22 protein-coding genes are annotated in these 21,537 nt (G+C 38.5%); 7 read left to right on the plus strand and 15 right to left on the minus strand.

Translation table 11 applies throughout. The features are described 5' to 3' along the window. Positions 1-10: 10 nt before the first annotated feature. From IL356_RS19930 to IL356_RS19960, 7 genes are all read right to left on the minus strand, one after another. On the minus strand, positions 11-1,315 hold the full coding sequence (locus tag IL356_RS19930; RefSeq protein ID WP_121848523.1) for a Glu/Leu/Phe/Val family dehydrogenase: 1,305 nt from the start codon (positions 1,313-1,315) through the stop codon (positions 11-13). A 441-nt stretch (positions 1,316-1,756) separates the two neighbouring features. Further along, on the minus strand, positions 1,757-3,094 hold the full coding sequence (locus tag IL356_RS19935; RefSeq protein WP_121848522.1) for a sigma-54-dependent transcriptional regulator: 1,338 nt from the start codon (positions 3,092-3,094) through the stop codon (positions 1,757-1,759). Position 3,095: 1 nt separating this feature from the next. Continuing rightward, the gene (locus IL356_RS19940) at positions 3,096-4,172 is read right to left on the minus strand and encodes a sensor histidine kinase (protein WP_121848521.1); all 1,077 of its coding nucleotides are present in this window, start codon (positions 4,170-4,172) and stop codon (positions 3,096-3,098) included. A gap of 109 nt (positions 4,173-4,281) precedes the next feature. Then, positions 4,282-5,583 (minus strand): Na+/H+ antiporter NhaA, encoded by a 1,302-nt coding sequence (gene nhaA, locus IL356_RS19945; protein WP_121848520.1) that lies wholly within the window; start codon positions 5,581-5,583, stop codon positions 4,282-4,284. 278 nt (positions 5,584-5,861) lie between these two features. Next, entirely contained in the window at positions 5,862-6,497 is a 636-nt protein-coding gene (locus tag IL356_RS19950; RefSeq protein ID WP_121848519.1) for an HPP family protein, read from the minus strand. 648 nt (positions 6,498-7,145) lie between these two features. After that, complete coding sequence (gene rhuM / locus IL356_RS19955) at positions 7,146-7,961, minus strand: RhuM family protein (protein WP_225621576.1); 816 nt, start codon at positions 7,959-7,961, stop codon at positions 7,146-7,148. A 725-nt stretch (positions 7,962-8,686) separates the two neighbouring features. Continuing rightward, positions 8,687-9,229 carry a lipid-binding SYLF domain-containing protein gene (locus IL356_RS19960; protein ID WP_121848517.1) on the minus strand — a complete coding sequence of 181 codons (543 nt, stop codon included), beginning with the start codon at positions 9,227-9,229 and terminating at the stop codon, positions 8,687-8,689. A gap of 574 nt (positions 9,230-9,803) precedes the next feature. Between IL356_RS19960 and IL356_RS19965 the strand changes: the two genes are divergently transcribed. Then, a complete protein-coding gene (locus IL356_RS19965; protein WP_162987862.1) occupies positions 9,804-11,045 on the plus strand; it encodes an APC family permease in 1,242 nt (413 codons plus the stop codon). 27 nt (positions 11,046-11,072) lie between these two features. Here IL356_RS19965 and IL356_RS19970 read toward each other — a convergent pair whose 3' ends face one another. Together IL356_RS19970 and IL356_RS19975 are read right to left on the minus strand one after the other, a co-directional pair. Further along, positions 11,073-11,543 (minus strand): MgtC/SapB family protein, encoded by a 471-nt coding sequence (locus IL356_RS19970; RefSeq protein WP_317125500.1) that lies wholly within the window; start codon positions 11,541-11,543, stop codon positions 11,073-11,075. A gap of 281 nt (positions 11,544-11,824) precedes the next feature. Then, a complete protein-coding gene (locus tag IL356_RS19975) occupies positions 11,825-12,037 on the minus strand; it encodes a dodecin family protein (RefSeq protein WP_121850672.1) in 213 nt (70 codons plus the stop codon). Positions 12,038-12,236: 199 nt separating this feature from the next. Between IL356_RS19975 and IL356_RS19980 the strand changes: the two genes are divergently transcribed. Further along, positions 12,237-12,407 (plus strand): hypothetical protein, encoded by a 171-nt coding sequence (locus IL356_RS19980; RefSeq protein ID WP_162987861.1) that lies wholly within the window; start codon positions 12,237-12,239, stop codon positions 12,405-12,407. A 103-nt stretch (positions 12,408-12,510) separates the two neighbouring features. Here the strand turns inward: IL356_RS19980 and IL356_RS20195 are convergent, their stop codons facing one another. From IL356_RS20195 to IL356_RS20205, 3 genes are read right to left on the minus strand one after another with little or no spacing between them, the layout of a single operon-like run. Continuing rightward, a complete protein-coding gene (locus IL356_RS20195) occupies positions 12,511-12,711 on the minus strand; it encodes a hypothetical protein (RefSeq protein WP_225621577.1) in 201 nt (66 codons plus the stop codon). Positions 12,712-12,725: 14 nt separating this feature from the next. Continuing rightward, complete coding sequence (locus IL356_RS20200) at positions 12,726-13,106, minus strand: serine hydrolase domain-containing protein (protein WP_240467938.1); 381 nt, start codon at positions 13,104-13,106, stop codon at positions 12,726-12,728. 26 nt (positions 13,107-13,132) lie between these two features. Next, positions 13,133-13,699 (minus strand): hypothetical protein, encoded by a 567-nt coding sequence (locus IL356_RS20205; RefSeq protein ID WP_225621579.1) that lies wholly within the window; start codon positions 13,697-13,699, stop codon positions 13,133-13,135. Positions 13,700-14,521: 822 nt separating this feature from the next. Here IL356_RS20205 and IL356_RS19990 point away from each other — a divergent pair. The 3 genes from IL356_RS19990 to IL356_RS20000 are packed head-to-tail and all read left to right on the plus strand — an operon-like array spanning position 14,522 to position 18,330. After that, on the plus strand, positions 14,522-15,088 hold the full coding sequence (locus tag IL356_RS19990; protein ID WP_240467937.1) for a 2Fe-2S iron-sulfur cluster-binding protein: 567 nt from the start codon (positions 14,522-14,524) through the stop codon (positions 15,086-15,088). A 48-nt stretch (positions 15,089-15,136) separates the two neighbouring features. After that, entirely contained in the window at positions 15,137-16,123 is a 987-nt protein-coding gene (locus IL356_RS19995) for an FAD binding domain-containing protein (protein ID WP_121848514.1), read from the plus strand. Between the two features lie 29 nt (positions 16,124-16,152). After that, positions 16,153-18,330: a xanthine dehydrogenase family protein molybdopterin-binding subunit gene (locus tag IL356_RS20000; protein ID WP_121848513.1), complete on the plus strand. Its 2,178-nt coding sequence runs from the start codon at positions 16,153-16,155 to the stop codon at positions 18,328-18,330. A gap of 387 nt (positions 18,331-18,717) precedes the next feature. Here IL356_RS20000 and IL356_RS20005 read toward each other — a convergent pair whose 3' ends face one another. Further along, positions 18,718-19,152, minus strand: coding sequence for an N-acetylmuramoyl-L-alanine amidase family protein (locus IL356_RS20005; protein ID WP_121848511.1), 435 nt, complete (start codon positions 19,150-19,152; stop codon positions 18,718-18,720). A 242-nt stretch (positions 19,153-19,394) separates the two neighbouring features. On the opposite strand from IL356_RS20005, the gene IL356_RS20270 reads away from it, so the two are divergent. Both IL356_RS20270 and IL356_RS20010 read left to right on the plus strand, forming a co-directional pair. After that, positions 19,395-19,517 carry a hypothetical protein gene (locus tag IL356_RS20270; protein ID WP_262689298.1) on the plus strand — a complete coding sequence of 41 codons (123 nt, stop codon included), beginning with the start codon at positions 19,395-19,397 and terminating at the stop codon, positions 19,515-19,517. Positions 19,518-19,631: 114 nt separating this feature from the next. Then, the gene (locus IL356_RS20010; RefSeq protein WP_121848510.1) at positions 19,632-20,081 is read left to right on the plus strand and encodes a DUF4304 domain-containing protein; all 450 of its coding nucleotides are present in this window, start codon (positions 19,632-19,634) and stop codon (positions 20,079-20,081) included. A gap of 147 nt (positions 20,082-20,228) precedes the next feature. On the opposite strand, the gene IL356_RS20015 is transcribed toward IL356_RS20010, so the two are convergent. Then, positions 20,229-20,615: a hypothetical protein gene (locus tag IL356_RS20015; protein ID WP_121848509.1), complete on the minus strand. Its 387-nt coding sequence runs from the start codon at positions 20,613-20,615 to the stop codon at positions 20,229-20,231. 87 nt (positions 20,616-20,702) lie between these two features. Then, the gene (locus IL356_RS20020) at positions 20,703-21,377 is read right to left on the minus strand and encodes a hypothetical protein (protein WP_121848508.1); all 675 of its coding nucleotides are present in this window, start codon (positions 21,375-21,377) and stop codon (positions 20,703-20,705) included. Positions 21,378-21,537: the final 160 nt, after the last annotated feature.

The following is a 21,537-nucleotide window of genomic DNA, read 5'->3' on the forward strand; positions in this document are numbered from 1 at the left end:
CTTCCTTTTTCTATGGGAATATTCCCCGTTGCACATAAGCATTTTCAATTCTATTCAAGGCTATTCCATAAGCAGCCATTCTTAGTGAAATACCCTCAGATGTTGATAAATCGTAGACCTTCTCAAAGGAAGCGCTTATCTTCCTTTCCAATTTTTCCATCACTTCTTCCATATTCCAAAGTTCACCATTTCTATTCTGGAGCCATTCGTAATAACTGGCGATAACACCTCCTGAATTACAAAGAATATCGGGAATAATTTGAGTCCCTCTTGAAATCAATAATTTTTCTGCTGCATCTTCTGTTGGTCCGTTGGCTCCCTCGGCGATAAGGCTTGCCTTGATTTCAAATGCGTTTTCCTTAGTGATTTGGTTGCCTAGTGCGGCCGGTATACATATGTCACATTCAACAGAAAAAAAATCTTTGTCTTTTAAAGTTGATCCTCCACTAAAACCATTGATAACAGATTTGTTCTTTAAACAAAACTCGTGAAGTTCTTCCACTGAAATTCCACTATCATCATATAAGGTTTTAGAGGCATCTTGGACCGCCACCATTCTTGCCCCCATCCTCTCAAGAAAAACAGCAGCCCAATAACCCACATTACCAAAGCCTTGAACTATAAATCTTTTGTCCTTCAGGTCTTGCCCTTTTTTTTCAAGCAAAAGTTTTATTGTCAAGAACACACCGTACCCGGTGGCACGGTCCCTTCCCTCCAACCCTCCACTAGCTGAAGGTTTACCTGTAACAACGTGTTGGTTTGCCGAACGCTCGGCAGGAGGACGCATACTCATATAGGTATCCGCCATCCATGCCATTGTTTGGTCGTTTGTATTCATATCCGGGGCAGGTATATCATGGTCCGGACCTATATTGTCGGCTAAAGCGTACGTAAATCTTCTGGTTATGCGCTCCAATTCAGCGGGTGAATAAGCCGAGGGGTCTATTTGTATACCTCCCTTGGCACCACCGTAAGGAAGACCCGCCAAAGAGGTTTTCCATGTCATCCACATCGCAAGTGCCCTAGCAGCATCCAAGTCAACAGTCTTATGATACCGAAGCCCACCTTTATAAGGGCCTAATGAATTATTATGCTGTACCCTATATCCCGTAAAAACTTCAACTTCCCCATTATCCATCCTTACAGGAAATCTTACAACTAGCTCATTGTTCGAATGCGACAATATTTTTCTTACGTTACTGTTTATACCCAGAAAATCGGCAGCTTCGTTGAATTGCTTCATTACATTCCGCATCATGCCCTGCTGCACCTTACCATTTAAACCCCTTCGAATAATTTTCTTGACCTCGGACATACTGAATTAAATGTTAATTGGAAACGGTTTAAAATCTTGCGAAACTGGTTCTGCCGGAAATGGATCCAATTTTTGATCATGGTATTCACTACATTCCCAAACCCTATCCTTTTTTGCAGTCAGGACGCAATGGGAGAAAAATTTACAATAGGGACATATACTAAAAAACTCGCCTTTCATGCTTTTACAACTTTATAAACAACATGATGCAACTAGTATACCATGTGAAAGCAGATATTGATGCCATGTTCCCTAAGGCCAATGGGAATAAGGTGTAGACATGAGTATTGGAAAATTGAACGATTTATAGCCTGGTAACTATTTACCCGCCTGGGTAAAAAAAACTTGCCTATTGGGACGTGATTGTAGTTTGACGGATAGACAGAACCTTCCCAAATAACCTGAATACAATTTTTGAAGAATATATAAAATGTTAGTTTTTCATTGTTTCAGTTTTTCCCTTAGCGTCTTACGAGTAATGCCTAATATTTCCGCCGCCTTTGTTTTATTATTGCCATAATGCGCCAAAACCTTTCGTAAATACCTTGTCTCCTGTTCACGAAGTGGCAAAAAATCTTCGTCCGGAAAATCGATTGTATATTTTAAAGCATCTGGCAAATTCTCAGTTTCTACACGGCCATCACACATTATCACAGCTCTTTGGACAATGTTTTCCAGCTCTCGGATATTTCCTGGCCAATTATATCTTTTCATTATTTCAAGTGCCTCAGGGGATATCCCTATCAGACGGTCCTTATACTCGACACCATATTTGAACAGGAATTTTTCAACTAAACGAGGAATATCTATTTTTCGTTCCCTAAGCGGAGGAAGTTCTATGTCTACAACGGTAAGACGATAGTATAAATCTTCCCTAAAGGAACCCTTCTGAACCATTTCTTTAAGGTTGCCATTAGTTGCCGCAATAATTCTCAAATCTATTTTCTCCGATTTTCTTGAACCCACCTTAGTTACCTCCTTTTCTTGAAGTGCTCTGAGCAATCTCGTCTGTACAGCTAACGAGGAATTAGCTATCTCATCCAAAAAAAGAGTCCCACCGTCCGCGGCCTGAAAAAAACCGTCCCGTGCACCATCCGCACCCGTAAAAGCTCCCTTAACATAACCGAACAGCTCCGCCTCCAAAAGACTTTCCGGAATACCCCCGCAATTTACCGGCACAAATGCTTGTTGTTTATATTTTCCTGAATAATGAATGCTTCTGGCTATAAGCTCCTTTCCCGTTCCGCTCTCCCCGGTAATCAGTATAGTGGCTTTGTTGTCCTTAACCCTTTCAATAATTTGAAAAATCCTTCCAAGAGCATTTGATTTCCCTACTAAATCTTTAAAATCTCCGGCATTCGACTTGGACGGAATTTGTCTCCTATCCTTCTTGGTTAATGCCTCATTATTGCTTAACAACGATTTCTCAACTGAAGTTTTTAACTCTTCCTTAGTAAATGGTTTTGTAAGGTAGCCAACAGCTCCCGATTTAATGGCCTTCAAAGAGCCTTGCACGGAGGGATATCCCGTAATTATCAATCTGGGGACACCGGGATAATGTTCTGAAACAAATTTAATTAGTTCATAACCGTCTATTTTGGGCATCTTAAGGTCGGTAATAAGCAAATCTATTCGTGAATCCCTCAGAATGGATACGGCCTCCTTGACCGTAATGGCCCTGTATGTATGAAAATTCCAAGATGACAAATGTCTTTGAAGCATTTCAAGTATATGCAGGTCGTCATCCACTATAAGAATGTTCTCTTTTCTCAATTTCATATTACTTTGGAATTTGAACCTTAAAACAAGCGCCTTTGCCTTTGTTGTTTATTGCTTCAATATGACCTCGATGTGCAGATACAATTCCATGGACCACACTTAGTCCCAACCCGGAACCCTCGCCCGTGGGTTTAGTCGTAAAGAAAGGTTCAAAAATTTTTTCATGGGCATCTTTATTAATTCCAGATCCTTCATCGCTTACACTTATTAAAATAGACTCCTTATCTTCGTTGACCTCTATCGTGACCAATCCATTTTTTGGCGAAAAATATATGGCGTTCATAATTAAATTAAAAATGATTTGAGTCAACTGTATAATATCGACTTTCACAAAGATTTCATTTTTTTTGGTCGTGAAAAGGCATTTTATTTCTTCTTTTCTAAAGGTCGCATCCAATAGATCAATGGCCCCCTTGATATGTGGTATGATATCAACTTGCTTTTTTTCATGTGGCATTTCACAAGCAAAGAACATTAGCTTTTTAACGACCTCCCTAGTAAAAATCGAATTTTGAATTATCTTATCAATGTCGCCAGTATCCAAATTCAAGTTTTCCAAATCGGACTTCAGCAGCTCTGCAAAGCCAAGAATGTTAGCCAGAGGTGTATTCATCTCGTGGGCAATCCCCGCTGTTATTTCTCCTAATATTGTCAATCGGTCCGCCCTCTCCATTTGCCTCATCAAGGATCGTTCACTTTTTTGAATTTCCAACTTTTCCAAGAGATTACCAACTTTTAAGGCAATGTTATCCAATAATGGTTGTTCTTCCTTCAAGAACTCCTTATCTGGATTCTGTAGGCGAGCTTGCAATTTCCCTTCGATACGATTGAACACTTTGATATTGGAACTGATAGTTTCACCCATCTTTAATATGCCCGTAAAGACCTCCATCTTCGAAGTTCTTATCAAAATCTCTGTTTGTGATGGATAACGAAAGCCATTTTTCACACATTTAGCAATGGCCTGAAGTACTTCGAGCATTTGTTCCTCTGAGGCATTGACTATTATGGAAGAAACCTCATATAGACAAGTCAGTTCCTTTATTCTTTCATTTAAAGCTTCTTCGGTTGGGTTCATTGCTTATGTTTTTGAAATTCGTATTGCCCGCTATACAATACAGATCAGAGTTAAGTGAATGTTTCTGGAAATACAAAATAAAATCCTCTCGGAATCAACGGCCAAGACCTTAAGCTTCAGCTTTCCTATTTTTAGTTGTTGCCAATATGCAATAACCTACCATTGCGGAAAGTCCTGAACCTAATAAAATTCCTATTTTAGCCGAATTAAGATAAAGGGATGATTCAAAAGCCAGATTGGCTATAAAAAAAGCCATGGTAAAACCAATACCTGCCAAAAAGGAGACACCAAAAATTTGGCGTTGACCAATATCCCCTGGCACAACAAGCCATTTTAACTTTTCTGCAATGTATACTACAAGGCTAACCCCAAATCCCTTTCCCAACAAAAGTGCAAGGGTTATATTGATAGCAAGAACATAGTCTATTTCCCCCAAATCTTTAAGGCTTATACCTGCGTTGGCCAACGCAAATATAGGTACTATAAAGTAGGCTACCCATCCGTGTAGGTTATGTTCCAAACTTTGAAGGGGAGACCGAAACTTGACCATAAAATGTTCCATTCTGCCCAATTGATTTAATTGCCCACTTGATAGGACAGGTTTTGACAACACCCTAGCATCTTGTATATCTCTGTAAATTTCTTCAAAGTGGCCCATAAATGCGGGAGTCTTTATTGTTTGGCGCACTGGAACACAGAATGCCATCAAAATTCCTGCCAGCGTTGGATGAACACCGGCCTTTAAAAATAAAAACCAAACTACTATCCCCGAGAAAGTCAACAGAAATTTGGAGTAATAACCTTTATAGGCCAAGAAGTACAAAAGTCCTAAAATCAAAAAGGCGGTCAATAACATAGAAATTTGGATAGTCCCAGTATAAAACAACGCAATCACCATGACAGCCCCAAGATCGTCCACAATGGCAAAAGCGGTCAAGAATATTTTCAGGTTCATCGGAACCTTATTTCCAAGCATGTTCAAGATTGCCAAAGAGAACGCAATATCGGTCGCCATTGGGATACCCCAGGCCAACTCAGTTTCTGAATTTTGGTTGAAGGCCAAAAAAACACAAATCGGTACTAACATACCTCCAATAGCCCCGAACAAAGGAAAAGCAACTTTTCTTACCGAATTTAGTTCCCCGATCAGTACTTCTCTTTTAATTTCCAAGCCTATCAAAAAAAAGAAAATGGCCATGAGTCCATCATTGATCCATAAAAAAAGTGGCTTGGAAAATTCATATGTTTCAGTGATAATGCCCAAGCGAAACTTCCATAAATTAAAATAGCTTGCGGAGAAAGGAGAATTTGCCCAAAAAAGAGCGATAAGGGTAGCTAATATTAATAAAAGTCCACCTAAACTTTCAATTTTAATAAAGTTTTGAAAAGGTGAAAGAATTTTTTTCAACATAGAATTTAGTTGGAAGAAAAGAAATAATTTGCCCACGGACGGTATTGTAACCTGGACTTACCAATTAAAGAATGACTTTGTACAATTTCAAGGCCATTTATCATATATAGGAGTATATTTTCCTAATTTTCTAATTTTCAGTGAAATATAGTTTGCGTTTAAATTTGGAGATGGGTAGTTATTGCCCAAAGGGTAAGAATTACTCTCTGAACATACCATTGGATGTAGTTAGTTAGGAAATCACCGGGAACAGGGTATAGTTGTTTTACTCTAGTTAATTATATTTTTTCACCCGAGGAATTTCCTTTTATGCGTTGAAGTTTCGTTTTGGCCGGTCTAATGGCCCAATGTAATGTTTTAAGAAACCTTCCTTTAGAGGGATAGGTTCTGTTCGGGGTTAAATTATTAAAAAACAATGCAACAACAAACATTATGGATACCCCACTCAATACCGGAAAAAGAACGTACCAATAACCCAGAGAAGTTATTTTTTCTGAACCGATGACTGCAATTAATGCAGTCGCACCCCCAGGTGGGTGTAGGGTTTTTGAAATTTGCATGACCAAGATGGATATGGCCACGGACAAAGCTGCCGCCAACCATAAAATGTCACCTAAAAGAAGAGCTACACTTACACCGACAATTGCACTGAAAATATGTCCTCCCATCAAATTTCTGGGTTGGGCCAACGGGCTATGTATAGCTCCGTAAATCAGCACACCAGTGGCCCCAAAGGAACCGATCAGTAAAACATTATCGCCATGGGACAAATATTGCGATTGGACAAAACCGATGAGCCCAATTCCGCAAAAAGATCCCACAAATGACCAAAAAAGTTCCTTAGGCTCTAACAAAGTTTCTCGGTATACAATGTACCTTCCTATCCGATAACTTCTATTAAATACATTCTTCATACAGGATGGCAAAAATAGAAATCTCAGCCTCAACTCTAAAAAAATTCTATGATGTATCTAAGTATTTCGAAAGGGGTGGTAGATTCCATTTCTCATTTAAATCACCCTAATTAAGTTTATTGAGAGATATATTGATTAATGTTCTTAAGTTTGGGTTGTAGACCATAATCTGTTTTGGCGATAAAAATAGTGGTGAATTGAATTTTTTTATTCGGCAACTTGCTTACTTAAAGTAAATGAGCGAAGCTTTTCTAAATACAATATTCCTAAAATAGGCTGGTAATCTTCTCCATATTTTTTAATAGATTCCAAATTAGATGGAAATATTTCATTCTTCGCTCCATTTTCTCCAGAGGGATATGGTTAATAACGGTTTACTTTTTTTTATCCAAATCGATTTTATCATCTTTTAATGATTTCACAAAAGCAGAAAATAAAATGGTATTGATAATCCATTTTTTGAACTTTCCACTAAGTTACGATTTCTAAATAATCAATTGTAGAAAATGGGGAAGGCTACATTTTTAGGGAGGGCTACAGCAGGAATGGGGCATAGTGACGTTGCCATCGTTTTATTGAACTTTAATTTAATTACCCCTATTTAAAACACTTATCACCAAACGTTTTACCGTTTCCATTTCTTCGGGCTTACTGGAAGCAATGAATAGAGTTAAACTTGCCAAGGTTATCATTACTGATAATTACTTTGCCATTTTGAGAAACAAGCATACTGTTAGCGCTTAGGAATTTAAGAAAACATGCCGCTGCTATTCGCTTATTACCATCAACAAAGGAATGGTTTTTAGTAATCAGGTATAGCAAAGTGGCAGCTTTTTCTTCTATGGTTGGATAAAAATCCTCAATTCCGAAACCTTTTGTAATCTGTGCGATGGAGCTCTGAAAGTTTTTGTCCTTTTCCTTTCCAAAAACTTCAGAATCAAATTTAGTTGACATCTGTTGTATAAGTACTTGGTATTCCTCTATGCTAGGAAATATGGCTTCTTTTTTAGTTAGGCCTTTCTTGTCCAAGCTCTCGTGATCGTAGTCATCCAATAGTTCCAAACCCTGGGAAAACAGTTTCAGCCATTCATTACTTTCATGGTTTGACTTTTCTTCCATTGCCCTGCCCAATATCGAAATACCGTTTCTAAGTATTTGTATTTCCTCTTCCTTTTGGGCTAACCTGTTTTCATTGACAACATAACCCTTGACTAGATATTCTTTTAGCGTACGGGTAGCCCATATTCTAAATTGGGTTCCCTGTTTCGAATTTACTCGGTAGCCAACTGAAATTATTGCGTCTAAATTGTAGAATAAAACTTTACGTTTTACATGTCTATTACCTTCTTTCTGAACTACCGAGTATTTCTCGGTAGTTGCTTTTTTATCCAATTCCTTGGTGGTAAAGATATTTTTCAAATGTAGGCCAATGGTATCGGTATCTTTATCAAACAACTCCGCCATTTGTTTTTGATTTAACCAAATGGTGTCATTATCCAACCGAATTTCTATGCTTGGTTTATCATCGTATAAAATAATCTCCCCCCTATTCATCCTGTTTTAGGCTAAAGGTAAGAATCAAAAAAAGAACAAATTAACAATGCATTGCGATTAATGACCCTTTTAAGGATATTAAAATCACATTCTCTAAGCATTTAATCATTAATAATATTGTTCCTCATTAGGATTTTTACGTGACTACTTCCTTGGTTGGTTACTTAGTCGCTGACTTGTTCGGTTACTTGTTCGCTACTTGTTCGGTTTGTATTCTTGAGAATCGTTTTTTGAACTTTCTCAAAATTAGGAAGGCAGATGTAATAAATGTAAGACATCGAATAAAGCTACAATGTCTTAAAAATCAGTAAATACTATTATCAAATACAATTAGTTCTGATCCTAAATCCCGGTCTATGCTTAAGCTATCAACAACTGTATAAGATATTGAACCTTTCCTTCGTAATCTATTCGAAAACGAAAGTTCATCAAGAATTTTTAGCATGATGTCATAATTCTTTATCTCATTTCCATCTATCTGGTTGTTGGCCACGTAAAAATTTAATTTATCGATTAATTCTTGCTTTCTTTTTTCAAAATAAGATCTCTATATAAAAAGATCGTATGCCCTCTAAAGAGAAAAACCCTCCAAAAAGATGTCCGTTCAAAAATCATTTTATGAAATGGATTGTGGATTAAAGATTATCAATGGATGTATAATCGAATTTCTGTCCTCCTACGGAAACATCCGCCATCAACCCTTTCTTAGGTTTTGCAAAAACAATTACGCCGTCATCATAATTGGCATCTATCGAAGCCCCTTCGTGAAGTGCTACAGCTTTTGCTTCAGCGGAGAGCTCCAGCTCACCTTGCTTAAACTCGTTCAAAGCCTCCTCGGTCTCAAAAAAGATTACTTGGGTAATCGCTTGTCCTCCCGCTTGAAGTCCTACATCGACTTTCTTTAGGTCGGCCATTCCAACCACTTCACCGTTCTCATATACTACCCCATTGCCGGACGCTCCGCCGATAATCAAGCCACCTTCTCCAACATTGGGAAAAATTGCATATCCTGTTGAATTTTCAAAGTAACCATCTAGTTTATCATTATCGGTTTGCAGTATCACCTTAGCTTTTTCGGCATCTGCCATGACTTCTTGGTCTACCTTTTCTTGAGCATTCGTTGTGACGGTTAAAAACAGCGTAAAAGATAGGATGCACATATCTCTAAAATTTTTCATGGTATAAAATTTATATTATTAATAGATTAAATTTGGCTGCCATTTCTTAGCTGCCAAATGACTAAAGGCAAGTAAATAAAATCTGAATGTAAAAATTGTTTGGATTACAGGTTTTCTTTGCTCTATCACTGATACAACTAAACAACCATCGGCTAGAAGTTACCATTCTAGCCAGCATTGATTATCAGTTTTATGGCTGTTGTACGGGACTGGATTCTTATCAATATGTATTGGACGTATCCGTAGGATATTATTGATAGACTAATCTCACTTTTGAGTTGTGTTTTAATCGATTGGTATTATACCAGAAGGTGAATATGGAGAATGTACAAGAATTGCTAAATCTATAGGCAGTTTTTTTTCAAATCTGAGTGTACACCTTTTTATCCTTCTAATAAGGCCCTAAGATTACGCTCAAGAAGGATATCCAACAGTCAATTCTACCTATATAAATGGCCAATCATTAATAAGACGGGTGCCATAAATTGGCATTTACCAATCAGCTCAATTTCTTGATGAATTCAGCAATCTTAATCATTCTGTATCAAGTAATTTGCTCACATAGAACATGGGTATGGCGAAAAATAAACTTAGTAGATCCTTGAATTTTTATGACATTTTAATGTTCGGTGTTGGGGGGATTGTAGGTGCCGGAATATATGCAATCATTGGTCAGGCAGCAGGATTAAGTGGAAATATGCTCTGGTTAAGTTTTACCATTGCGGCAATTGTAGCATTGCTCACCGCCTTATCCTATGCAGAATTTGTAAGTCGTTTTCCCGATGCCGGAGGCAGCTTTGAATACATTAAACACGGTATAGGGGAAAAAACAGCCTTGGTCATGTCCATTTTTATGGCCTTCACCGGAATTATTGCACCCGCGGCCATCGCAATTAGTTTTGCTGAATACTTGAACAGACTCGTTGAAATTCCGCATTGGATCGCCATCATTGGGATTATAATACTCATGTCAATGTTCAATATTTTGGGTTCAAAGCAAAGCTCTTATTATAATACTATTGCCACGATAGTCACACTTTTAGGATTGGGGACAGTGGTCATATTCACTATACCGGACTGGAGCACCTTAGAACTTTTTAAGATGGGAGAAAGCGGTATAACGGGAGTCTTATCGGGGTCCGCACTCATATTTTTTAGCTATGTTGGTTTTGAAGATTTAGTAAAAATGGCCGAGGAAACAAAAAACCCAAAAAAGAATATGCCCAGAGGAGTTTTGATGAGCGGAATTATAGTACTCATCATATATGTCGCAATTGCCATTAGTAGCCTTAGCACCTTTAGTGCCATAGAATTGAGTGAAAAAGAGGGACCACTCGCTGCGGTCATAGAATCTCAATGGGGACAGATTGGTGGTATTATTTTAGTAGTTGTGGCACTATTTGCTACCAGTAAAACCATACTGAGCAATATTCTAGGTACCTCGCGACTTCTCTATGATGTCGCCCGCGACAGTGAAATCAAATGGTTAAAAAAGTTTACCACCTTGGAAGGCTTCGGGCAAAACACTCCTAATTACGCTATTGCCGCAATTGCGCTGACCACCATTGCTTTTGGGCTTATTGGTGATTTAAAAATAGTCGCATCGATCAGCAACATTTTCGTCTTTTCAGTTTTCGGGATGGTCAATATCTCTATGGTGAGATATAGAATGAAATATAAAGAGCAATCTGAGAAAGATATCTTTAAAATTCCATTGAATTATAACAATATCCCGATTCCAACCTTATTGGCCATAGCCAGTATTTTGGTTCTTTTCGGTTTCAATATTTATAATCTTTATCAAGGTAATACATAAATTAAATCCCGTAAGTTCCGTTACGGGTCAAATCTTGTTGTCCAGAAGACCAAAGGCGATATTGACCAGTACAACCGCTACAGTAAAAAAGATTAGATTCGTAACCATATAGAATGCCGCTATACAACCGGCAGCTGCACTACACCAAACGGTAGCGGCCGTAGTTAGACCTTTTACCGTATTTTTCCTTTTAAGGATAACGCCAGCACCTAAAAAGCCGATACCCGTTACTACCTGACCTAACACCCTTGTTACATCGATAAAATCCTTGCCCGTAAATTCAAGTGATAGAATTACAAATGCGCAGGCGCCCGCAGATACCAACGTATTCGTTTTAAGTCCGGCGTCTTTGCCTTTATATTCCCGTTCCATACCGATTAATAGCCCTGACAGAACGGAAAGTATTATTCTGAAAAGAAAAGCTGTATCAATAGACCAATCCGGTTCCATCAAGCGTGTTCCTAGAAATAGTGTATTTAATTCGATAAATATGGTCATGTCGCTAACAATAAGTTCTTATTAAATATTTAGTTTTTATGAGTCAAACACCAAGGCCACGCTATACCATCGAAATTGTTCGTTGGAAGCCAGCGGTTGACCAAGGGAATCTAAAAATATAATTAGGTTCATATAAATCTACGGTGCACGCTGATATGTATGGTTTTAATCGCTTTTTAAATAGAAAAAAAGGAACTGAAGAATTCAGTTCCTTTTTGATCGCATCAAGCTCTTCCTTGAAATAAAAGAAATGTACTTGACTCTAGTGGGACGTTGACATCTTAGCTTTTCTGACTATCGACCACAAAGGATATTTTTGCATTGACGCCGTAAGAGGCTATTGCATCGTTCTCAACTTTGGCATTCATCTCTTTAATATACACCGACTGGATATTCTTTACACTTTTCGCAGCTTCTTTGACCGCATTGGCAGCCGCATCATCAAAGGATTTTTCAGATGTCGCTAATACTTCGATTACTTTTACTATTTCCATTTGAAAATTAATTTTAAATTTAACATTTGGTCGCATCTCCGCAACCCTTATACTCTCAAATTTCAATAAAAATATTTGCGATGATCAACGTAAAACAGTGAATAATTATCTTTATTCCTTTCATTGACCATGCTCCTAAGTGCAACATAAGTATTTGGAAGCTTCCGCTTGTCAGAACTGCTCAGTTATTAAAAAATTCATGAAAAATAATGGGATTTACATCGTAACCGATTATTGTGTACCAAAAATGGATGAGATAGTCAAGGACTATCTGATCGTAAGGGGAGTACTGGATAGACCCATTCATAAAGAACCTCTATTGAACATGTTGTCCAAAGGGACCGGCGGAACACATTCCGTTCGGGTTTAATTTATGGTCGGACACGGGCCATTCCTACAACTTGGCCTTTGTTCCGTCCTGTCCTATTCTAACCGATCGTTCGATCGAACCGATTTTAATATATAATCCGGTATCATCTCATTGGGGGGCGTACTCTTTCCATATAGTTCATAGGAATTGTAATTACCTCCCCTGAATACGGTAACCATGTCCAATTCGGGCCATATATGATTTTCTGTCCTCCATTTCCTGAAGCCATATACGAATTGTACTGTTTTCCATCGACCACAAAATACTTGTGTTCCCACAAATAGCCATAATCCCCTTGTTCCATATCAAAGGTTTTGTCTATCCATGTTTCGGAATGATCTGCTTACCATTCCAACTACCTCCATCCTTGTACATTTTTGCCATCTTTATCAAATCTCTTGGGGTGATATACATTTGGCAAAATGTCGTACCGCTTGGAGGGTTAGGCTCAAAAGTCCATTTATAATCGGTTATTCCCATAGGACCAAAGAAATATTTCCTCGCAAAGTCCTCAATTTTTTCATGGGTCGCGATTTCCACCAGACGCCCCAATGTAAGTGCACAGCCCGAGCAATATGAGGAATGATCTCCGGACTTTGCCACCATGGGCAGATCGATGGTATGTTTTACCCAATCCTCACTTTCCATCATTGCCTTCTCGTTCCCCTTGCTTTCCGGGTCGTTGTTGGCACAGTCCATTCCATGCCGATAGGTCAAGAAATCTTCTATCGTAATTTCTTTCTTTCATCCATGTTTTGAAGATTTTGGTATTCTTTGGCAAAAAACGGTATTAGCTTCTCCTTTTCGTCCTTGATAAACCCTTTATCGATCGCTATCCCAAGTATTCCCTCGATCAATGGCTTGCTGGAGGACCTCAATTGGTGCGGAGTATCGGCATCATAGTCATAAAAGTATTCTTCAAAAATCAATTTATCGTTCTTTAGGACAAGGATGTTATGTACTTCAGGGAATTTGCCCTTTATGGTTTCCTTGACCATTTTAATGATCGGTTCCGTGTCCCTGATTTCCTCAATGAGGTCACCCGTCGCCAAGCCATCGTTTTTCTGTTCCGGCATTACGTAAGTGTAACTCTCCGGATTATGAAATAGGTCTCTTCGCGGGAACATTTCGACTTTCTTGAATTCTCTACTTAGAAGTTTGAAATTTCTACCTCCCGTTCTATAATTGACCACTCGGCCATCTTTACCCCTCCCAAAAACCACGGATTGGTTGCGGATGTTTACAAAACTATCTTCCTCGATTTGTCTCAGAGGGTATTTGGCATTGTCCAATATAGCATAGAGGTCGTATCAAATTCGGAAGCAACAAGATCCAAGGTCGTGTCCCCGATGTATTCGTAATGCCCTTCGAACTCCGTTAGTTCCCGATATTCGTTTTTTTCTTTTTGCGTTGAACACATGATGCGATCAATGCAATTAAAAGGACTCTTTTCATCAGTTAAATATTATATAAGGACGAACAATCGATCCGGACGTGACAATTTTATTTGGACAACAATCGATTTTACCCGACTATGTGGTGTTGGCTACGTTAATATAAAATGGATTTTTTTCTTATTCCATTTCAGCTTTCAGATAACGGTTGCGTATGAATCATATTATCTATACATCCTTAATGCGCGGAACTAAGTTAAGATAATTTGAAAGTGCCAAATTCAGTGATCCTTGCCGATCTTTTAAATGAAAAAATTAACCGTCTCTCCGCTATCGATTAAAAAAACTTGAAACTGCAAATTTTAAATATTCTGAAAATTCCCATCATTGATTGCAGATATCAGGGATATACCTCGTGAAAGTCAGGTTTAAACAATTTGCTTCGACAGATTTCTTTAATCAAATATAAAGTACTCTATGCCAAGCGGTACAATACGTTTTAGGAAACACAAGCTTATGAGGCTAAGATTTTTACGAATAACGTCAACTTCTACTTACATAAACCCTTAAATTTAGCTGTGGAAAGTATGCTCCTAATAGTAGTTATTGTAAACCTTCTTTCAACTCTACCTGCAAAAATTTCAACTCTACCTGCAAAAATATTGTCAAGCCATGAACGAAAAAATTAAGAAGAATTCCTTTTTAACAAACCAGATTCAGGTGTCACTTAAAATAAATGCTAAAAATCGCTCCCTTACGCTAGATTCCAGAACTAGTTTGTTGGACGCCTTGCGAGAACATTTAGAACTCAATGGCACCAAAAAAGGCTGTGACCACGGACAATGCGGTGCCTGTACAGTCATCATGAATGGTAAGCGACAGTTGTCCTGCCTCACTTTGGCAGCAACTTGCGAGGGAGCAAATGTACTCACCATAGAAGGGTTGGCGAAAAAAGATAAAATGCATCCCATGCAGGGGGCTTTCGTAAAGCACGATGGATTCCAATGTGGCTATTGTACGCCTGGTCAGATTTGTTCCGCTGTGGCCTTGCTACAAGAGGCCAAAGACGGTGATGCTAGCTACGTGACAGCGGATGTGAGAAATATTAGCAAAGAGTTGAAGCTTTCGGAAGAAGAGATAAGAGAACGCCTTTCTGGCAATATATGCCGTTGTGGGGCCTACAATAATATCGTACAAGCATTTAAGGAGGTGCACTCTGCTGATGATGAGATGCCAACTTGGAAATTTGCGACCAAAATGCAAATGAAAAGTGCTAAAAGAAAATAACAGCTACCCTATTGCAGGTACCACGACTGCATTTTTAAATGAAAAAATATGAGACCATTTACCTATACAGGAACAACGAACAGGAATGAGGCCCTAAAAGCATTTACAACAACTTCTCACTATCTGTCCGGTGGTACCAATTTGGTGGATTTAATGAAGGAGCACGTAGAGCAACCGGACCAATTGATTTATGTCAAAAATTTGCAATACAACGGCATCAGCAAAAATAAGGATGGTAGTTATACTATAGGTGCGATGCGAAGCAATGCAGATACTGCCAATCACAAAGACATTCGGTTATATTATCCACTTTTATCAATGGCAATGCTTTCTGCAGCAACCGCACAAATAAGGAATATGGCTACCAACGGTGGAAACTTATTGCAACGAACACGGTGTCCCTATTTTTTTGAAACATCCATGCCCTGCAACAAGCGCGAGCCAGAATCTGGTTGTGGTGCGCTAAACGGGGTGAATGATCAACACGCAATCTTCGGATATAGTGATAACTGTATTGCCACCCATCCATCGGACATGTGTGTGGCACTTGCGGCAATTGGAGCAACGGTAGAGGTACAAAAAGTAGATGGAGGTTCTAGAAAAATCGATTTGGAAGATTTTCATCGCTTACCCGGAGATAAGCCAGAAAAAGATTCCAATCTGGAACCAGGGGAACTGATTACACATATTCACTTGGCCAAACCCGAACTATCGAATCACTATGCCTACGTTAAAATTAGGGAACGTTCAAGTTATGCCTTCGCTTTGGTATCAGTTGCGGCAGGTTTTCAAATCGAGGATGAAAAAATTTCAAAAATTGGATTGGCAATGGGTGGCGTCGCCCATAAACCTTGGAAACTCATCGAAGCGGAAGAGTTTCTATTAGGTAAAAAACCAATTGAAAGCAATTTCGGAAAAGCGGCAGAACTTGCTATGAAAGATGCCAAGCCGTTCGAGGGTAATAGATACAAAGTTCCAATGGGAAAGAACGCCATTGTTAGAGCGCTTATGCAAGCGAATAACATAGGAGAGTAATTGCCAATGACACATGTCAAATCATTAGTATGAAAACAAAGAATGCAACGGGCGTCGGAAACGCCATAGATAGAGTCGAAGGTCATTTAAAAGTAACAGGAGAAGCAACGTATGCTTCGGAATTTAAAGTTGAAAACAAAGCATATGGCCAAGGCATAAATAGCACGATTGCCAAGGGAGAAATTATCGGTATCGATACCTCGGAAGCGGAAAAATTAAAAGGTGTTCTCAAAATCATAACCTACAAGAATGCTGAGAAATTAAAGACTTTTGATAAAGAACGGCCTGTATTGGCAACGGACAGCATTGCTCCCGTGTTACAAAGCAATAAAGTGCATTACTATGGGGAATACGTAGGATTCGTTGTGGCGGAAACTTTCGAGCAAGCACAATATGCGGCTTCCTTGGTCAAACTCAAATATAAGGAAGATGCTACGGCGCGATTCATATTAGGTCAGAACAAAGATAAAGCGTACAATCCCTCAGAAGAGTCCGATCATAAACGAGGCAATCTTAAGAAAGGATTTTCCGAGGCGGATGCGATAATAGAACAGACCTATAATACTCCTATCGAGCACCAACATCCAATGGAGCTGCATGCCACTATCTCCAGTTGGAACAATGGTAAAGTACTGGTATATGCAAGTCAGCAAATCGTGGAGGATGCAGTCATATCAATTTCAGGAACATTTCAAATTCCAAAAAAAGATGTGCGAGTTGTGGCCAAGTATGTGGGTGGCGGATTCGGTTCCAAACTGAATGTTGAACGGCACCTAATTATGGCCGTGATGGCATCAAAGATGGTTGGTAGGCCTGTTCAGGCTACGGTAACGCGCTCACAAATGTTCACCAACACAGGTTTGCGCCAATCGAATATACAAGTGGTTAAGCTCGGCGCTAAGAAGACAGGTGAACTTACGGGGTTACTACACGAAACTTTGGCATATACCTCTACTACACAGGAGTTTCAAGAACCTTGCGGTTCCATGTCAAAGATGATGTATAATGTTGCCAATGCTGCCGTCTCCGAGCGGTTGGTTCCTCTTAATTTGCAACAACCTTTTTCCATGCGGGCGCCCGGGGAAGCAACGGGAAGTTTTGCTTTGGAATGCGCCATGGATGAATTGGCGTGGAAACTGAAGATAGATCCCGTACAATTTCGTATAAAAAATGATACACAGGAGGATTTAAGCCAAGAGAAGCCATTCTCCTCCCGATTGCTGGTTGAATGCCTGACTATCGGTGCGGATGAATTCGGATGGAACAAACGTCAACAGAAACCAAGGGCGAATAAAAAAGGGAATTGGCTTATTGGATATGGGGTCAGTGCAGCGGCACGGGCGGCACCTTTTAATGAAACCCACGCCAAAGTATTATTGAACTTAACGAATGATACCGTTACCGCCACGCTACAAATGGATGCAACGGATATCGGCACGGGTAGCTACACTATTCTGGCACAAACGGTATCCGACTGTTTTAACGTTCCTTTGGAACAGGTAGTAGTAGAACTGGGCGATTCTGATTTTCCCATAACTCCAGGTTCAGGAGGTTCATGGGGTGCGGCATCCTATTGCAATGGTGCCAAATCTGCCTGTGACAACGCGATCGCGGGACTTAAAAAGAATCGGAATGTGCCCAAAGATGAAGACGTCTCAATAGCCGAATTGTTAAAGATGAATCAAATAACTTCATACGAATCGCAAAGCTTGGCAAAACCAGATTCCGAATTTGAAAAGCATTCCATTTTCTCATTTGGTGCTAATTTCACTGAGGTTTGGGTCGATAAGGATACTGCCATGTATAAGATTAAAAGGATGGTAAATGTGGGCTCTGCAGGTAAAATATTAAACCCAAAAACGGCTTATGGTCAAGTTATTGGCGGGCTTACTATGGGTGCTGGCATGGTCATCGCCGAGCAGACCAAGGTAGAGCCTAATTTCGGAAATTTCATAACGCGCTCCTTTGCGGATTATCATGTTCCGGTCAACTTGGACATGGCAAACGTTGATGTTATCTTCCTCCCCGAAGAGGATAAGATTGCCAACCAAATGGGCATAAAAGGTATTGGCGAACTAGGTATTACCTCCGTAGCGGCCTCCATTGCCAATGCCATATTCAATGCCACGGGAAAACGTATGCGCGACTTACCGATTACACCGGAGAAATTACTGATGGCTGAAGTCGAGGATGGGGTGACGGTCTAGGTGGTACTGCGATAGTTATCATATAACAACTATTTCTATTGAAAGCTTATGAAAATCTCTTCTCCAAAGAGTTGATATAAAATGGTCAATGCAGGAACTTCTTAGGACTGCTCTCCAAAACCAACAATTACTCTATTAAATCATCTTCATCCAAATACTGCGCCAACCATTTTTGTCGGAATAGCTGTAGCCTTAAAATCTAACATTTCCATTTTTTACAAAATTCCTTAAAAGTCAAGTAGACATCATGAAATAGCTTTTTAAATATCATGGCTAAGATTTTTGCAACTTCAATCATAATTCGAAAATTTTATCAGTAACAGCGCATAATCAACAAAACTGCTGTGCTTTCCATTGTGTCCTGCCTCCTCCCATTCGACAAAAACCCTAATTCCAAAAGGGCACTTGGGCGTTGGGTAGTTTCCCGGAGTACTTGAAAACTGGCATATTTAACACCAATTGTGAATTGCTCAGCCAAAAATATTCAGATAGGGCATCGTCCTGCTTTATAAAGTCTTCAATACCTTGAGCTGCTTTCCGAACAGCTTGATTGCAATGAATGGTGACAAACACATCGGCTCTTAGGGCCTTAGCAAGTTTGGTTGGATCACCCAAGGAAATAAGCGTGTCCGAGTATGGATAGAGATATATTTCCAATGAATCACTGAACAGTTCTCGGTTAAGCCGAACAACTTCCTTGGCAATATTTATAACCACGTCTTTTTTCTTTAGTCCTTTAATGCTAATCGCACCAGTATCAAAACCTCCATGTCCGGGATCTATGTTAACAATGGGTTTTTGATTTCTCTCCTGTCCAAACATGGACTGTAAACCAGAAAACAGTATCCAAACCAATACCTAATAAAAATTGTACTTCATTTGCTGAAAATCTTAAATGCGTGTTACACAATTTTCATCGATTTGAGGGATTGATTTAAAATCCTAGAAATTGTAACGTTCCCGACTGTGAATTTTTAGCCGATTTTATGCATTCCTTCCTTTTTATTTCAAATTCGTCAACACAATATATCAACCGCCCTCTTCGGGCACTAAAACGAATAGTGATGAAAAGAATAAACAAAGTACTCTGGTTGTTGCTGTTGGCAACGGCCCCTACTTATGCCCAAATTGATGGTAGTTTCTACTTCATACCCGATTTGTGTCAAACATTTCTTGAGGTACAATAGAACAATTCATTGGTCATCGCTTTTTAGAACTTTTCTCTAAGTTATAATTTCTGAATAATCAATTGTAGAAAATGGAGAAGGCTACAGTTTCAATTTTAGACTTATATTAATAGTATGGAAGAAAGGGAGTTTAAAAAAATAGCTGGCAATTTTTTAGCTGACAAAGGATTTGAGAAAAAACGTAATTTCTTTTATAAAAGGGATAACAATTTAGTTTACGTAATAGGCCTACAGAAATCAAAATACACAAATAGCTTTTATCTGAATGTCGGATATTTAATCAAGGAGCTTCACCCAAACGATGAATATCCAAAAGATGTGGATGGAGATGTTAGGACAAGATTTAGTTGGATACTTCCGTTTAGCAAAAAAGAAACAGACATTTTTGAATTAGAAGGTTTATCAGCGGATCAATCTAATATTATAGAAGAATTTGTATCCAACAATGTTGAACGGCTAATCGACTCGGTACAGTACAATGGGTTAGGATGGTTGTTAGAAAAAAATCCTACATTGCTTTATCAAACAACATTAAAAGCAAAAGAGTATTTACAATTAGAATAAAGAATTTAAGCCCGGCAGCGTTCGGGCTTTTTTTGTGTACCATTTTAGGTTACAAAAGTGCATTAGGGTGCACAGAAAAAAGTTGAGAAAATTTACAGAACAGCTACATTTTTTTGGAATCCTTTTTTTGAACTTTTAGATTTGAAACTATAGTTCAATTCTTCTTTTTACGCGCCAATCTGTAAAGTATTCCCAAATCTCTCGTTCTGTGGAGTCTTGTAAGGAGTCAACCCCAAATGCTTCTGCCAAGCTTTTCTTTTTCTTAGGTTTAGAATCCAAGTCATTGAATTCTTTCTCGGATTCTAAAGCAAGATTAATGTCATTCTTTAACTTGATATAGAAATTCTCCATTTCTGATTTGGTAGTCAATTCGGAAACTTTCTCCGACAGCGTTCTATTCGACTCTTTAAGAACATTTAAACTGGATCTTAAAAACCTATTATCTTTTTTTGCCTTTATTAAAGGGATGATGAAAGTAATTATGGTTACTACTATTGACAATATCCATAAGATCCACTGTGTTAATTCAGTCATAATATTCCTTTATCGAATTTGATTTCAAATCAGACCTGCTTATAAAAATCGTTTTTTTGAACTTTTGATTACCTCAGTTCTATGTTGTTAAACGTTTGTATTCACTTCACTTTCTATTAATGACTTAAATTTTTTCATTCCGTGTTCATAATTTTTGTTATGCCAATATCGACCGCCTGTTCCTGGATGACATACAAAATCATATTTTACTCTTAATTCCGATTTTGGAATTTTCCATCTTAATTCATCCCAAGATAGTTTTGATACAAAAATTACTAAATCTGGTTCGATAATATTAATAACTGCATTAATAGTTTGCGCTCCAATTTTATAATCAATTGGCTTACAGAATTTTTTTATCGAATCTCCAGTTTCTGGTGCTGGTCTTTGAAATCCATTCATAAAAGCTACGTTAGTCATAGCTCTAAATTCCTTAACATCCATAAAATCAGACATTCGAGTGTTCAGCTCTCTGAATATCATATGTCCATTAGGCTTCCAATCTCCACTCAAAATACCTCTTGTGTTTATCCAAGCAATTTCTTCTTTTGATAAATCTGTTTGTTTAGAATTATACCAATTTTCAGGATTTTGGCTTATAGTCGATTTTGGTGGTAAATAATGGCTTTCAGCAACCAACATTATTTTTCGTGAATTGTACTTTCCGTAATTCTCTCCAATAAAAGGACGCATTGAAGGAAACTTTTGATAATGTTCTATTTTATCAAGTTTAGTGTCAAAAAATTCTGTCGATTTGTTCATATTTTGTTGGTCTGGGCAAATCGCTTACCACAATTATATCCGTCATGTGATGGATATCTCTTTTGTATAAAACTACTAAATCTTAGACGGGCAGAAAATCCTTTTTTTGAACTTTATCCTAAGTTACGATTTCCAAATCATCATTTGTAGAAAATGGGGA

The organism is Euzebyella marina (assembly GCF_014855515.1).
GTDB classification, from domain to species: Bacteria; Bacteroidota; Bacteroidia; order Flavobacteriales; family Flavobacteriaceae; genus Euzebyella; species Euzebyella marina.